Origin of the sequence: Arthrobacter sp. AG258, from assembly GCF_004364695.1 — a bacterium.
GTDB lineage: Bacteria > Actinomycetota > Actinomycetes > Actinomycetales > Micrococcaceae > Arthrobacter.
In genome coordinates, this window is record NZ_SOBI01000001.1 from 105834 (window position 1) to 119740 (window position 13907).

The following is a 13907-nucleotide window of genomic DNA, read 5'->3' on the forward strand; positions in this document are numbered from 1 at the left end:
AGTGGTTCGTGAAAGCAACAGGAGCAGTCAGTGAAGTCACGTATGTTGGCCGGTGTATCAGCAGTGGTGCTGGCCATCATCGGAGCGGTCCTCATCGTTACGTACGCGCAGGGCGCCGATGCCCGCGCCATGAAGGACATGGATCCCACCGGGGTTCTCGTGGTGACCAAGGCGGTACCGGCCGGCTCCTCCTTCGACATTGTGCAGGCGTCAGTCGCGGTGCAGCAGGTTCCGGCAACGGCCGTTTCGAAGACTGCCCTCAAGAACCTCGACGATTCAGCCGGCAAGGTGGCCGCCGTGGACCTCGTCCCGGGCGAGCAACTCCTCGCCGAGCGGCTCGTGGACCCACAAGACGCCAAGTCCAGCGGGTCCGTCAAAGTGCCCGCGGGCATGCAGGAAGTCACCTTCGAACTGGAAGCCAAGCGGGTGGTGGGCGGCCGGATCCAAGCCGGAGACCACGTTGGCATTGGATTCAGCTTCGCCGCAGGCGCCGACAAGACGAAGCCCGGAGAGGCAACAACCCAGCTCACCCTCCGCAAAATCCTGGTGACCGCCGTCCAGCGTGCCCCGCAACCAAGCGCAAAGCCCACGGACGGCTCCAACCCGCAGGACACCACCCTCCCGCAGGGGTCGTTCATGGTCACCGTTGCCGTCAGCGACATCGACGCCACCAAGATCATCTATTCCTCAAACAACGGCGATCTCTGGCTCACCAAGGAGCCCCTCGACGCCCAGGACAACGGCGGGTTCATCGCCAGGAAGGACACGGTGTACAAGTGAGCCGCTTCGTCCTCCTCTCCCCCAACGGCGACTTCGACCAGAAGCTCCGCGCCGCCGTCGCCAACGGCCTGCGCGGCACCGTCCAGACCATCTCCAGCGATATCCTCCCGGCGGGCCCGGCGGAACTGTTCGCCCTCCTCAACCAGGAGCAGCCCGAGGTGCTCATCATCGGCCCGGATGTCCCGTACGAGGAAGCACTCCGGTTCGCCAAGGTCTTCGACGTCCAGCTGCCCGGCCTCAGCCTGGTCCTCGTCAGCGACGTTGACCCTGCCGGCCTGCTGCACGCCATGCGGGCGGGTATCCGCGACATCCTCAGCCCCCTGGCGGACGCCGCCGAAATCCGGGTACTGCTGGAACGCGCCTGCCAGTCGTTCGCCACCCGCCACCGCGGCCCCGAAGCGCAGCAGCCGGGAGACGGCAAGGGCCTGGTCATCGGCGTCTTCTCCCCCAAGGGCGGCGTCGGCAAGACCACCCTGGCCACCAACATTGCCATCGGCCTGGGCCAGGTGGCACCCATGAGCGTGGTCATCGTGGACCTTGACCTGCAGTTCGGCGACGTCGCCTCCGGCCTGTACCTCAACCCCGAACACACCGTCACGGACGCCGTCACCCCGGCCGCCGCCCAGGACTCCCTGGTCCTCAAGGCCTTCCTCACCGTGCACCCGGCCGGCATCTATGCCCTGTGCGCCCCGCCCAACCCGGTGGACGCGGACCATATCACCCCGGACCAGGTCAGCCACCTGCTGGACCAGCTGGCCCAGGAGTTCCAGTACGTGGTGCTGGACAGCGCTCCCGGCATGCCGGAAATCGGGCTGGCCGCCATGGAAAAATGCACTGACGTGGTTTGGGTCAGTGCCATGGACATCCCCAGCCTTCGCGGCCTCCGTTCCGGCCTGGAAGTCCTCCGCCAACTGGACATCATGCCCGAGTCCCGCCACGTGGTCCTGAACATGGCCGACGCCAAAGCAGGCCTGAACGTCCGGGACGTCGAATCCACCATTGGCGCCCCGGTGGACGTCAGCGTCCCCCGCTCCCGGGCAGTGGCATTGTCCACCAACCGCGGCATCCCCGTCCTCCAGGACTCCAAGAAGGACCCGGCCGTCAAAAGCCTCCGCCAACTCGTCCAGCGCTTCAACCCGGCATGGCGCACGCAGGCCCAGCGGAAGCTTCACCGAAGGGTGGTTATCTGATGAAACTCTCCGAACGCATCAACGCGGCCCAGGGCCGTCCCCCGGCACCGGCCGGCACCGCGCTGCTGGAGCCTCCGCACCCTGCCCCCGCGCCCGCCCCGGCCGCCGCCGACGGTACGGACAAGCGCCTTCCCGCCCATGCCGCCGTCGTGCATTCAACGCACGACGCCGGCACTTCCTTTGTGCCCAAGGCACCCGGCGTGGACGTCTTCGCAGCCATGAAGGACAGGGCGGCCACCGCCCTGTTCGAACGCATGGGAGCCCGCTTCAACGACGCCGCCGTCACCGAGCAGGAACTGCGGAGCACCGCCAAGGATGAGCTCACCCGCATCATCGATGCAGAGCAGGTTCCGCTCAGCGCGGAGGAACGCGCCCGCCTGGTCCGCGACGTGGCCGACGACGTGCTGGGCTACGGCCCCCTGCAGCGACTGCTGGACGACCCCGCCGTCACCGAAATCATGGTCAACCGGATGGACCAGATCTACGTCGAGCGAAAGGGCAAGCTGACACTTACCGAATCCCGCTTCAGCTCCGAGGAACACCTCCGCAAGGTCATCGAACGGATCGTATCCAAGGTGGGCCGCCGCATCGACGAGTCTTCCCCCCTTGTGGACGCACGCCTGGAAGACGGCTCCCGCGTCAACGCCGTCATCCCCCCGCTGGCCGTGGGCGGCTCCTCGCTGACCATCCGGAAGTTCTCCAAGACCCCGTTGACGGTCCGCAACCTCATTGACTTCGGCACGCTCACCCCGGAAATGGCCGAGCTGCTCAACGCCTGCGTCAAAGCCAAGCTCAATATCATCGTTTCGGGCGGCACGGGTACGGGCAAAACCACCCTCCTGAACGTGTTGTCCTCCTTCCTGCCGCACGATGAACGGATCGTCACCATCGAGGACGCCGTGGAACTGCAGATCCAGCAGGACCACGTGGTCCGGCTGGAAAGCCGGCCGCCCAATACGGAAGGCAAGGGCGAGGTGACCATCCGTGAGCTCCTCCGCAACTCGCTCCGGATGCGTCCGGACCGGATCGTGGTGGGCGAGGTCCGTGGCGGCGAATCGCTGGACATGCTGCAGGCAATGAACACCGGCCACGACGGTTCCCTGTCCACGGTGCACTCCAACTCGCCCCGCGACGCCGTTGCCCGCCTCGAAACCCTGGTGCTGATGGCCGGCATGGACCTTCCGCTGCGGGCCATCCGTGAACAGATCGCCTCCGCCGTTAACCTGATCGTGCAGATCTCCAGGCTCCGCGACGGGTCCCGCCGCATTACCCATGTCACCGAGGTCCAGGGGATGGAAGGCGACATCGTCACCCTCCAGGACGCGTTCGTCTTCGACTACTCCGCAGGCGTGGACGCCCAGGGCCGCTTCATGGGCAAGCCCGTAGCCACCGGCATCCGTCCCCGGTTCATCGACCGGTTCGAGGACCTTGGCATCCATGTCTCGCCGGGAGTTTTCGCCGGTCCGCTGTCACCGGGCGCGAAGCAGGGGCAACACTCATGATCATCGGCATTGGAGCCGTCATCCTGCTGGCGGCCATCTGCATGCTCGGCGTCGCAGTCCTCCTGCCGGGCGCCCCCTCGGTGCCGCTGGACCGCCGTCGCCCCTTTGAACCCGAGCCGCCGTCCTCCCTGACCCGCCTGGCCCTCTCGGGGGTCAAGTCCTTCGAACGGCTGCTCGCCGGCCGGCAAGTGAAACTCTTCTCCCGGGCGGAACTGGAGAACGCGGGGCTGCGGCTGAGCCAGGCGGAGTTCTTCCTGCTGGTGGGGATCGGAGCCTGCGTGGGAACGCTGGTGGGCATCGTCACGATCGGCCCCCTGGCAGGGCTGCTCCTTGCGCTCCTGGCACCGTTCGCCGGCAAGCTTGTCCTCGGGTTCCTGGCCGGAAAGCGCCGGGCTGCGTTCGACGGTCAGCTCGGCGATACCCTGCAACTGCTTTCCGGCGGCCTCCGCGCCGGACACAGCATCCTGCGCGCCATCGACGCCGCGGCCATGGAATCGCAAAAACCCACCTCGGAAGAGATGCGCCGCGTGATCACCGAGACCAGCCTGGGCCGCGACCTTTTGGCAGCACTGAACGACACCGCCGAACGGATGAAGAACGAGGACTTTGTGTGGATCTCGCAAGCCATCCAGATCAACCGTGAGGTGGGCGGCAACCTGGCCGAAGTGCTGGACCAGGTGAACGAGACCATCCGCGAGCGCGCGGAGATCAAGGGCCACATCAAGGCATTGGCCGCCGAAGGCAAGTTCTCGGCCTACATCCTCATCGCCATGCCGTTCGGCATCGTGGCCATGCTGCTGGCCGTCAGCCCCAACTACATGAATTCAATGTTCACCCACCCCCTGGGCTGGGTGATGATCGGTGCCTCGTTCGTCCTGATGACCATCGGCGCGCTGTGGATGCGCAAGATTATCGACCTGAAGTTCTGAGGAAGCCATGAACCTGACCGTCGTACTCTCGATCCTGCTGGTCTGCCTGCCCCTGGCCGCATTAACCTGGTCCGTCCTGACCGTGGACAAGCAGGGCCGGATCGCCGCCGCCGAACTGCTCTCGCGTGGCGCACCGCCCGCGGCCGCCGCCCCCGCCGGAACAGGGCCGGGACTCCTCGAGGCGTTGGGCAGGCGCCTGACTCCCCCCGCTTACGTCGCCTTCCTTGACCGGCTCCTGGCCCTGGCCGGCCGGCCCGCATCCATGCCGCTCGGAAAAGTGCTGGGGTCCAAGCTCGGACTTGGCGTGGCCGGCGCGGCCGTTGGCCTGTACCTGACCTCGATCGGCAGCTCACCGATCATGAAGCTTGCCGGCCTCTTCATCCTGGTTCTTGGCTACTTCATCCCGGACCTCCTGCTGTACAGCAAGGGGTCGGAACGGCAGAAGGCCATCCAGCTGGAACTTGCCAACACCCTGGACCAGATGCTCATTTCGGTGGAAGCCGGGCTGGGCTTCGAAGGCGCCATGGCACGGGCCGGTGAAAACGGCAAAGGCCCCCTTGCCGACGAACTGGTGCGCACCCTTCAGGACATGCAGGTGGGGCGCAGCCGCCGGGAGTCCTACATCGCCCTGGCCGAGCGGACCAGCATTCCCGAACTGCGCAGCTTCGTGCAGGCCGTGGTGCAGGCCGACACGTATGGAATCGCCATCAGCCGGGTACTGCGTGTCCAGGCCAAGGTCATGCGCGTCAAACGGCGCCAGCGGGCCGAGGAAAAGGCCATGAAACTGCCCGTTATGATCCTTTTCCCCTTGTTGTTCTTTATATTTCCGGTGCTCTTTATTGCCATTCTGGGGCCGGCGGTCATTAATACCATCGCCACGTTTACTGGCCAGTAGGGTTGCTCAGCATGGCGGCAAGGTTGCCTCAAGGTTTACACAGAATCATCCGAAACAGCTCACCGAAGGATTTCCAGGAAGTAGCCTTGGACAATGCACAATCCCGATCCCGGCTCCAGCGGAAACAGCCCCGCTGCGGATGTGCCGCCGGCCGGGATCGTGCCGCCGCCCATTCCAGCCGCAGGTGCGGCCCATTCGCTGGAGGCGGCCGCTCTCTTGCCTCTCATTGATGCATCCGTGCTGGATGAACTCGACGATGAACTCGCAGGGTCCGGACTGGCCCGGCGCTTCGCCCGGGATTACGCCGCCATGTGGGACACACGCCTGGCCCGGCTGGGAACAGCCGTGGACAGCCAGGACGAGGCCTCAGCCTTGGACGCGGTGATCAGCCTCAAAATCAGTTCCGCAATGGTGGGCGGTATCCGGCTGGCCAAGCTCGCCGAGGTCCTCGAGGCCCTGATCCGGCAAGGCGACTTCGTCCAGGGTCAGGCCATGATGGCCGGCGTTGCCCACGACGGCGCGCGGACGGTGTCCGAGCTCCAGTCAACCTTCATCCTCGAACAGGGGTAGCGGTCCGGTCAGGCGTCGTCGGGCCGGCGCGGCGCAAGCCTGTACCCCACCCCGCGGACAGTCTGGAGCCAGCGCGGGGCGAGCTGGTCCTCCTTGAGCTTGCGCCGCAGGTTTCCCACATGGACTTCGACGGCCCGCTCGTCCGCTTCGCTGATGTACGTGTCGTGGTCGTAGAACTCCCCGCGGACCGCCCGCACCAGGTCAGCCCTGGTACACACGGCGCCGCCACCTTTCAGCAGCACATGGAGCAGGTCGAATTCGCTGCGCGTCAGGCCCAGCGGTTCCCCCCTGACTTCCACGGTGCGCGTCCGGTGGTTCAGGCGAAGCCCGTTGTGCTGCAGGACACCGGACTCTGCACCCCTGGCGCCAGGAGCCGCGGCTTGGCCCCACGCGGCAGGGGACGGGCGCAGCCCGCTGACCTCCTGGCGTGGCCTGCGCATCATCGCCGCCACCCGTGCGCGGAGCTCCCTCGGCCTGAACGGCTTGGCGATGTAGTCATCAGCCCCGGTGTTCAAGGCTGACAAGAGGTCCGGTTCCTCAGTCCTCCCCGTCAACATCACCACGTAGGCGTTGCTGAACGTCCGGATCCGCCGCAAAACCTCGAACCCGTCAATGTCCGGCAGCCCGATATCGAGAGTCACAACGTTGGCCTGCTTGCTGCGGACCACCTCTACCCCGGACCGCCCATCATCAGCTGTATGCACTTCAAAGCCCGCCTGGGTCAAAACACCTTCAAGGAGGTTCCGCACGTCGGCGTCATCTTCGATGACAACAGCTACACCAAGATCGTCCATTGCTATCCCTGCGCCAGGCGGAAATGGCCCCCCATTGGCCCAGCGCCAATGCCATACCCGCTCCAACCATTTATACGCTACTAGTAAGCCCTGCTGATGACATCCGCAACAGCCCTAAAAATTGAGAAGTCAATTATTATGACAAGACATGTGCAATATGGGCGGAAAGGGGTACCTGCCCGGTATGGGAGCCGTAAAGAAAGCCTCCCTCGCACTTTGCTTTCCACAGGTAAAGGGGTACGAGTCAGAAACATGGCTGAGCCATTGTTCCACCGGGGACCCGGCCGCATCTTCCGCAGGCTGGGAACCCGCGCCCAAGTGGCGCTGTGCCAACTCCCCATCACGGTCATTGTGGCCATCATTGCCATAGCCACACCCTTCGCCTGGCCCTCGCTCACGCACAGCACCCTGTACCTGGCCGGCATTGCGTTGCACGGGATCCTGTTCCTTGCCTGTTTCCTGGTCCCTTGGGAACGCCTGGCGCACCGGGCCTACCTGCTCATCCCGGTCCTGGACTTCGCGGCCATCGGGTTCCTTCGCAACGGTGCCGCACCGCTGCTCCCTGGCCTGGCCGTGCTGGTGGTCTTCCCGGTGATCTGGCTGTCCGCCTCAGGAATGCTGACCCGGACCAGCCTGGTGCTCAGCTTTGTGGGCCCTTTCCTGATCATGGTCCCGCCAACCGTGACCCACCTCCCGTCCGTCACGGCCTCGGACCTCACCACCGTGGTCCTCTTCCCCCTCATGATGCTCGCCGTTTCCCTGGCCATCCGCTTCGCGAGCGTGAACCTGCGGCTGCAGCAACGCGAACTCGCCGAAAAGGACCGGGAACTCCGTGAGCTGCTGGCCGCAAGCCGGGAACGGGAGAAGCTGCTGGAAACGGTGCTGGACGCCACCGACGTCGGCATAGCCGCCGTCGACCGCTCAGGCCACTTCCTGGTCTCCAACAGCCGGCAGCGCAACTTCCGCCGGGTCACAGGCGCCGACGACGAATTCCCCGGCCGGGGTCACCAGCTGATCTACGGCCAGGACCGGCGGACCCTGCTTCCACCGGACCGGCGGCCCATCAGCCGGGCGATGGCCGGGGAATCATTTGCCGACTACCTGGTGTGGGCGGGCGAGGGCCCGGAACAGCGGGCAGTCTCCACCGCGGCCCGTCCCCTGGTAAGCGAAGACGGCAAGCTCACCGGCGCCGTGGTGGTGTACAGCGATGTGACGGGCTGGGTCGAGTCGCTGGCGGCAAACCAGGACCTGGTGTCCAACGTGTCGCATGAATTCAAGAACCCGCTGAACTCGATTATCGGCAACGTGGACCTGGTTCTCGACGACGTCGCCGACCTGCCGCCGCACGCAGCCAAACGCCTGCTGGTGGTGCAGCGCAACGCGGAGCGGATGATCGACCTCGTGGCTGACCTGACGGCCTCGGCATCCACCACCATGAACGTCCACCCGAAACGGACCGACCTCGCCAGCCTGGTGGAGACCAGCCTCGGTTCTGCGCAGGCGTCGGCGCAGCGGTCCCACGTGGAGTTCGCCGCGGACGTCCCTTCACCGCTCTGGGCCTACGCGGATCCGCTCCGGATCGGCCAGGTACTGGACAACCTGGTGTCCAACGCCATCAAATACTCGCCCGACGGCGGTACGGTGAGCATCAGCGCCGAAGCGGACGCCCAGTGGGTCTCACTCAGCGTCAAGGACACCGGCATGGGGATGTCAGCGGAGGACGCCGCCAGGGTGTTCAACAGATTCTTCCGCGCCGAATCCGCGCGTCAGGCCGCCATACCCGGTGCCGGGCTCGGCCTGTCCATCACCCGAATGATCGTGGAGCGGCATGGCGGCACCATCACGTGCCAGAGCGGCGAAGGCCAAGGCAGCACCTTTACGGTGACGCTGCCGGCCGAGGGCCCACCGCCGTCGTTCTAATGGTGGCGCAGTGCCCGTGTCTGTTCGGCGCGGGCCAGCAGTTCGTGGTCGGACGGGTACGCCACTTCCTCCAGCACCAGCGGGTGCGGGGCGGCCAAAACTGATTTGGCGTCCCGTTTCTGCAGGAGCAACCGTTCGTGCAGCCAGCCGGGTTCCACGGTGCCCTCCCCCACGTAAAGGGCCGAACCCACCAAGGCCCGGACCATGTTGTGGCAGAACGCATCGGCCTGCACGGTGGCCACGATGACGCCGTCGTCACCGCGGGCGAACTCGAAGCGCTGCAGCTCCCTGATGGTGGTGGCACCTTCGCGCGGCTTGCAGAACGACAGGAAATTTTGCAGGCCCAGCAGCTGCGAGGCACCCTGGTTGAGCAGGCCAACATCCAGCGGATTCTTGTGCCACAGCGTGAAGTACCTTGCCAGCGGGTCCCAGAGGGCTGGTCCGTCCGCGATCCGGTAGCTGTAGCGCCGCCAGAGGGCCGAGAAGCGGGCGTCGAAGCCCACAGGCGCCAACGCGATGTCATGGACTTCGACGGCGCCGTGGAGGTCGCCCAGGGCACGGTTCAGCGCGCCACGGAGCCGGCGCAGCAGGGCGACGGCGGGATCGAGTTCGTGCCCGCGCGGCAGTGCCAGCCATTCAGCTTCAGTGAGGTCCAGGTGGACCACCTGGCCGCGGGCGTGGACGCCGGCATCGGTGCGGCCGGCCACGGTGACCCGGACCGCGCGGCGCACCACCAGCTCGATCGCTTCCTCAAGGACTCCCTGGACCGTCCGGCGGCCCGGCTGCAACGCCCACCCGCTGAAGGGGCCGCCGTCGTACGAAAGATCAAGCCGGAGACGCAAAAACCCGCCGCCCCCTAAGACGGGGGCCGCGGGTTTTTGGTGGTTCACAGACCTAAGTCTATGCGAAGCAGGTCAGCGAATTACTTCGCGTCCTTCTCCTCGGCAGCCGGAGCTTCCTCAGCGGCCGGAGCCTCTTCGGTTGCGGCGTCCTCGGCAGCGGGTGCTTCTTCGGTTGCGGCAGCTTCCTCAGCGGCCGGAGCCTCTTCGGCAGCCGGAGCGGCAGCGGCGGCTTCCTTCTTGTCGGCGTCGCGCTTGGCGGCAGAGGTAGCCTCGGCTACGACGGCCTGCTTGGCGGAAACCGGCTCCAGGACCAGTTCGATGACAGCCATGGGAGCGTTGTCGCCCTTGCGGTTGCCGATCTTGGTGATGCGGGTGTAGCCGCCGTCGCGGTTCTCCACTGCCTGGGCGATGTCGGTGAACAGCTCGTGGACGACGCCCTTGTTGCTGATCAGGCCGAGAACGCGGCGGCGGGAAGCGAGGTCGCCACGCTTGGCGAAGGTCACCAGGCGCTCTGCGTACGGCTTCAGGCGCTTGGCCTTGGTCACCGTGGTGGTGATCCGCTTGTGCTCGAACAGGGATGCTGCCAGGTTCGCGAGCATGAGGCGCTCGTGAGCCGGGCCGCCTCCGAGGCGCGGACCCTTAGTGGGGGTAGGCATAATTGTTTCTCCTCATGTGGAAGCCGTGGGCGGCACAACATGGTGCTGCCCGCGGCCAAGATCTGGTTTAGAGTTCGTCGTCGCCGAAGGCGGCGTCGTCCTCTTCGATTGCTGCGGCGCGTGCTGCGAGGTCAAAACCGGGAGGCGAGTCCTTGAGGGACAGGCCCAGTTCAACCAGCTTTGCCTTGACCTCGTCAATGGACTTTGCACCGAAGTTGCGGATGTCCATCAGGTCGGCCTCGGAGCGGGCAACGAGTTCACCCACGGTGTGGATGCCCTCACGCTTGAGGCAGTTGTAGGAACGGACGGTGAGGTCCAGATCCTCGATCGGCAGTGCCATGTCGGCTGCCAGGGCAGCGTCGGTGGGCGACGGGCCGATCTCGATACCTTCAGCTGCGGTGTTCAGCTCACGGGCCAGACCGAACAGTTCCACCAGGGTGGTGCCTGCGGAAGCGACGGCATCGCGCGGGGCGATGGCCTGCTTGGTCTCGACGTCGACAATCAGCTTGTCGAAGTCGGTGCGCTGCTCAACACGGGTTGCTTCCACGCGGAAAGTAACCTTCAGGACCGGCGAGTAGATGGAGTCGACCGGGATACGGCCGATCTCTGCGTCGCCGGACTTGTTCTGAGCTGCCGAAACGTAGCCGCGGCCGCGCTCGATGGTCAGTTCGAGTTCGAACTTGCCCTTCGAGTTCAGCGTGGCGATGTGCAGATCCGGGTTGTGGAATTCGACGCCGGCCGGCGGAGCGATGTCCGCGGCGGTGACGACTCCGGGGCCCTGCTTGCGCAGGTAAGCCACGACGGGCTCGTCGTGCTCGGAGGAAACCGACAGGCTCTTGATGTTAAGGATGATCTCGGTGACATCTTCCTTGACACCCGGAACCGTGGTGAACTCGTGCAGCACACCATCGATCCGGATGCTGGTTACGGCAGCACCGGGGATGGAGGAGAGCAGGGTACGGCGGAGGGAGTTTCCGAGGGTGTAGCCGAAGCCCGGTTCCAGCGGTTCGATGATGAACCGCGAACGGTTTTCGGAGACTACCTCTTCGGAGAGGGTGGGGCGCTGTGCAATGAGCACTTAGGTTTCCTTTCGGCGAGCATCCGCTATATGACGCAACACAGGTGGTGGAAATTCGGTCTGAAGACTTAACGCGCTGGGCTTGCCCGGGCCATCACTGGTCCGGGCAAGCTCCTGCTGCGGAAAAGAATTAGACGCGGCGGCGCTTCGGCGGGCGGCAGCCGTTGTGCGCTGCGGGGGTGACGTCCTGGATGGAGCCAACCTCGAGGCCTGCGGCCTGCAGCGAACGGATTGCGGTTTCGCGCCCGGAACCCGGTCCCTTGACGAAAACGTCAACCTTGCGCATGCCGTGCTCCTGCGCACGCTTGGCAGCGGCTTCGGCAGCCATCTGGGCAGCGAACGGGGTGGACTTGCGCGAGCCCTTGAAGCCAACCTCGCCAGAGGAAGCCCAGGAAATAACAGCACCGGAGGGATCCGTGATGGAAACGATGGTGTTGTTAAAGGTGCTCTTGATGTGCGCCTGGCCAAGCGCGATATTCTTCTTGTCCTTCTTACGCGGCTTGCGAACCGCGCCACGAGTCTTCGGGGGCATTTTTTCTCCTACAGAAAGTTATTGGGGAAAGTCCGTAAATCCCGAGCGGGGATTTTAACGGGCCTTCTTCTTGCCGGCGACGGTACGCTTCGGGCCCTTGCGGGTACGTGCGTTGGTCTTCGTACGCTGACCGCGTACGGGCAGGCCCTTGCGGTGGCGCAGGCCTTCGTAGCTGCCGATTTCAACCTTGCGGCGGATATCTGCTGCTACTTCGCGGCGAAGGTCACCCTCAACCTTGTAGTTGCCTTCAATGTAGTCACGCAGCTCAACCAGCTGGGCGTCAGTCAGGTCCTTGACGCGAACGTCAGCGCTGATGCCCGTGGCAGCCAGGGTTTCGTGTGCACGGGTCTTGCCCACGCCGTAGATGTAAGTAAGCGCAATTTCCAGCCGCTTTTCGCGGGGAATGTCTACGCCAGCGAGACGAGCCATAGTGGCAGTACTCCTTGATAAACCGGAGGTCGTAGGCAGTACACCCGCACATTCCGTACGGCCCCAGCCTCCGACCGGGGGTTAGCTGTCCGGACTCTTTCGAGCTCAATGTTCCAGATCAGCTTGTGCTGCCTTTATTTACTTGCGTGGGTTAGCAACCCAGGATTTCCTTCAGTGAAGGAAATTAGCCCTGGCGCTGCTTGTGGCGCGGGTTCTCGCAGATCACCATGACCCGGCCGTTACGGCGGATCACTTTGCACTTTTCGCAGATCTGCTTGACGCTCGGCTTGACCTTCATGGCGTTCCTTTGCGTGTAACAGTTGGTCAGCTGGAGCAGCAGTCAGCATGCGCTGCAGCTGCCCAGCAATTTACTTGTAGCGGTAGACGATACGACCACGGGTGAGGTCGTACGGGCTCAGCTCCACCACTACGCGGTCCTCGGGGAGGATCCGGATGTAGTGCTGACGCATCTTTCCAGAGATGTGTGCCAGAACGATGTGCTTGTTGGTGAGCTCAACGCGAAACATCGCGTTAGGCAGCGCCTCGGTCACAACGCCTTCGATCTCAATGACCCCGTCCTTCTTGGCCATACCCTCCGCTAACTGTTGTTGCCGCAGCCCCGCCGGATTGCACCGGACATGACTACGAACGTTTTTGTTGGATCGATTGCCATCTCCAAGCCCAAAAGGGCGCGGCAGTCCAGACAACCAACAGACAACACTACGCCATCTGGCGGCGAAAGTTAAATCCAGCCATGCTAGCGCATCCGGTCGCCGTATGCACCATACGCACCCGCAGGAGTGGTCACGGCCTCCGCGCTGGCCACGCCGTCCAGGACGGCCAGGCGGACGACGTCGGCTGCCGCGCTTTGCAGCGAAATGAGGCTGGTTTGCCGGGCGGCTTCGTCCGTGCGGTCCAGCGCCAGGGTGCCGGTTGCGAGGCAGAATACGGTATCCCCGTCGGCGAGGGTATGGCTCGGATTCAGGGCCCGGGCAATCCCGGCGTGTGAGGCAGATGCCGTGCGCTTGCACTCCGCCGCATCCAGCACGGCATTGGTGGCCACGACGACCAGGGTGGTGTTCAACGGCGCCGGACGTCCCGGCTTGTCCTCCCGGTGATGGAGCCTGTCGGAATCCAGGGTTCGGTTCTCGACAAGCCCACCCACGGGGAGCCCGAGTGCGTTGACTATGGCCAGCGCACCCACAACTACGCCGTTCTCCAGCATGACCGATGCTGTTCCCACGCCACCTTTGAACTGTCCCCTGCCGATGAGGGCTCCGGTGCCGGCACCGACGTTGCCGCGCTCGACGTCGTGCCCTTCCGGTTGAGCCGACGCGGCGGCGGCTGCCGCGAAGCCCATGTCCGACGTCGGCCGTGCGGCGAAGTCGCCGCCCCTGCCAAGGTCGAAGATCGCGGCTGCCGGAACTATGGGCACGACTCCCCCGGGCACGGCGAACCCGCGGCCGTTGGCCTCGCACCAGGCTTGGGCGCCGGCGGCGGCGGCAAGCCCGTAGGCGCTGCCACCGGCCAAGACCACCGCATCCACGGTGCTGACCAGCGTGGTGGGGTCGAGCGCATCCGTTTCGTGGGTGGCGGGGCCGCCGCCCTGGACGTCCACTGACCCCTTGGTGCCCGGCGGCGGCAGGACCACCGTGACTCCGGTCAGCCAGCCATCGCCGGTCCGCTGGTAGTGGCCTACCCGGACGCCCGGGACGTCTGCAATGGTTCCCATGCCCCTATTCTCCACGTCGCGGGCGCGCCCCTGCCGCAAGGGCAAACTTTATGCGAGA

Annotated in this window: 16 protein-coding genes; 7 read left to right on the plus strand and 9 right to left on the minus strand. The window is 65.0% G+C overall.

Annotation, left to right across the window (positions count from 1 at the left end):
* Positions 1-30 precede the first annotated feature (30 nt).
* From cpaB to DFO47_RS00455, 6 genes are all read left to right on the plus strand, one after another.
* Entirely contained in the window at positions 31-780 is a 750-nt protein-coding gene (gene cpaB, locus DFO47_RS00430; protein ID WP_243835280.1) for a Flp pilus assembly protein CpaB, read from the plus strand.
* Positions 777-1970, plus strand: coding sequence for an AAA family ATPase (locus DFO47_RS00435; RefSeq protein ID WP_133830316.1), 1194 nt, complete (start codon positions 777-779; stop codon positions 1968-1970). The genes cpaB and DFO47_RS00435 overlap by 4 nt, the downstream gene beginning before the upstream one ends.
* A complete protein-coding gene (locus DFO47_RS00440; protein WP_133830317.1) occupies positions 1970-3472 on the plus strand; it encodes a CpaF family protein in 1503 nt (500 codons plus the stop codon). The genes DFO47_RS00435 and DFO47_RS00440 overlap by 1 nt, the downstream gene beginning before the upstream one ends.
* Positions 3469-4401, plus strand: a complete 933-nt coding sequence (locus DFO47_RS00445; protein ID WP_133830318.1) for a type II secretion system F family protein — start codon at positions 3469-3471, stop codon at positions 4399-4401. Before DFO47_RS00440 ends, DFO47_RS00445 begins: the two co-directional genes overlap by 4 nt.
* A gap of 7 nt (positions 4402-4408) precedes the next feature.
* The gene (locus tag DFO47_RS00450; protein WP_133830319.1) at positions 4409-5296 is read left to right on the plus strand and encodes a type II secretion system F family protein; all 888 of its coding nucleotides are present in this window, start codon (positions 4409-4411) and stop codon (positions 5294-5296) included.
* A 93-nt stretch (positions 5297-5389) separates the two neighbouring features.
* The gene (locus tag DFO47_RS00455) at positions 5390-5866 is read left to right on the plus strand and encodes an Hpt domain-containing protein (RefSeq protein ID WP_133830320.1); all 477 of its coding nucleotides are present in this window, start codon (positions 5390-5392) and stop codon (positions 5864-5866) included.
* A gap of 8 nt (positions 5867-5874) precedes the next feature.
* Here the strand turns inward: DFO47_RS00455 and DFO47_RS00460 are convergent, their stop codons facing one another.
* Positions 5875-6660, minus strand: coding sequence for a response regulator transcription factor (locus DFO47_RS00460; RefSeq protein ID WP_133830321.1), 786 nt, complete (start codon positions 6658-6660; stop codon positions 5875-5877).
* 252 nt (positions 6661-6912) lie between these two features.
* Here DFO47_RS00460 and DFO47_RS00465 point away from each other — a divergent pair, with 252 nt between their 5' ends.
* The gene (locus DFO47_RS00465; RefSeq protein ID WP_133830322.1) at positions 6913-8580 is read left to right on the plus strand and encodes a sensor histidine kinase; all 1668 of its coding nucleotides are present in this window, start codon (positions 6913-6915) and stop codon (positions 8578-8580) included.
* On the opposite strand, the gene DFO47_RS00470 is transcribed toward DFO47_RS00465, so the two are convergent.
* The 8 genes from DFO47_RS00470 to DFO47_RS00505 form a co-directional block, all read right to left on the minus strand.
* Entirely contained in the window at positions 8577-9470 is an 894-nt protein-coding gene (locus tag DFO47_RS00470) for a tRNA pseudouridine synthase A (RefSeq protein WP_133830323.1), read from the minus strand. The genes DFO47_RS00465 and DFO47_RS00470 overlap by 4 nt on opposite strands.
* A 32-nt stretch (positions 9471-9502) precedes the next feature.
* Complete coding sequence (gene rplQ / locus DFO47_RS00475) at positions 9503-10078, minus strand: 50S ribosomal protein L17 (RefSeq protein ID WP_109044358.1); 576 nt, start codon at positions 10076-10078, stop codon at positions 9503-9505.
* A gap of 67 nt (positions 10079-10145) precedes the next feature.
* Complete coding sequence (locus DFO47_RS00480; protein ID WP_013601812.1) at positions 10146-11156, minus strand: DNA-directed RNA polymerase subunit alpha; 1011 nt, start codon at positions 11154-11156, stop codon at positions 10146-10148.
* Positions 11157-11286: 130 nt separating this feature from the next.
* Complete coding sequence (gene rpsK, locus DFO47_RS00485) at positions 11287-11688, minus strand: 30S ribosomal protein S11 (RefSeq protein WP_018760435.1); 402 nt, start codon at positions 11686-11688, stop codon at positions 11287-11289.
* A gap of 54 nt (positions 11689-11742) precedes the next feature.
* Complete coding sequence (gene rpsM, locus DFO47_RS00490) at positions 11743-12117, minus strand: 30S ribosomal protein S13 (protein ID WP_003803743.1); 375 nt, start codon at positions 12115-12117, stop codon at positions 11743-11745.
* Positions 12118-12301: 184 nt separating this feature from the next.
* Positions 12302-12415, minus strand: a complete 114-nt coding sequence (gene rpmJ, locus DFO47_RS00495) for a 50S ribosomal protein L36 (protein WP_009358722.1) — start codon at positions 12413-12415, stop codon at positions 12302-12304.
* A 70-nt stretch (positions 12416-12485) separates the two neighbouring features.
* The gene (infA, locus tag DFO47_RS00500; protein WP_009358723.1) at positions 12486-12707 is read right to left on the minus strand and encodes a translation initiation factor IF-1; all 222 of its coding nucleotides are present in this window, start codon (positions 12705-12707) and stop codon (positions 12486-12488) included.
* A 167-nt stretch (positions 12708-12874) separates the two neighbouring features.
* On the minus strand, positions 12875-13849 hold the full coding sequence (locus tag DFO47_RS00505) for a P1 family peptidase (protein ID WP_208294348.1): 975 nt from the start codon (positions 13847-13849) through the stop codon (positions 12875-12877).
* Between the last annotated feature and the right edge of the window lie 58 nt (positions 13850-13907).

Coding starts and splice junctions, on each gene's coding strand:
- rpsK (WP_018760435.1), bottom strand. CDS start 11,688: ATGCCCCCGAAGACTCGTGGCGCGGTTCGCAAGCCGCGTAAGAAGGAC.
- DFO47_RS00450 (WP_133830319.1), top strand. CDS start 4,409: ATGAACCTGACCGTCGTACTCTCGATCCTGCTGGTCTGCCTGCCCCTG.
- DFO47_RS00440 (WP_133830317.1), top strand. CDS start 1,970: ATGAAACTCTCCGAACGCATCAACGCGGCCCAGGGCCGTCCCCCGGCA.
- DFO47_RS00445 (WP_133830318.1), top strand. CDS start 3,469: ATGATCATCGGCATTGGAGCCGTCATCCTGCTGGCGGCCATCTGCATG.
- DFO47_RS00460 (WP_133830321.1), bottom strand. CDS start 6,660: ATGGACGATCTTGGTGTAGCTGTTGTCATCGAAGATGACGCCGACGTG.
- infA (WP_009358723.1), bottom strand. CDS start 12,707: ATGGCCAAGAAGGACGGGGTCATTGAGATCGAAGGCGTTGTGACCGAG.
- DFO47_RS00465 (WP_133830322.1), top strand. CDS start 6,913: ATGGCTGAGCCATTGTTCCACCGGGGACCCGGCCGCATCTTCCGCAGG.
- rpmJ (WP_009358722.1), bottom strand. CDS start 12,415: ATGAAGGTCAAGCCGAGCGTCAAGCAGATCTGCGAAAAGTGCAAAGTG.
- DFO47_RS00455 (WP_133830320.1), top strand. CDS start 5,390: ATGCACAATCCCGATCCCGGCTCCAGCGGAAACAGCCCCGCTGCGGAT.
- DFO47_RS00505 (WP_208294348.1), bottom strand. CDS start 13,849: ATGGGAACCATTGCAGACGTCCCGGGCGTCCGGGTAGGCCACTACCAG.
- rpsM (WP_003803743.1), bottom strand. CDS start 12,117: ATGGCTCGTCTCGCTGGCGTAGACATTCCCCGCGAAAAGCGGCTGGAA.
- rplQ (WP_109044358.1), bottom strand. CDS start 10,078: ATGCCTACCCCCACTAAGGGTCCGCGCCTCGGAGGCGGCCCGGCTCAC.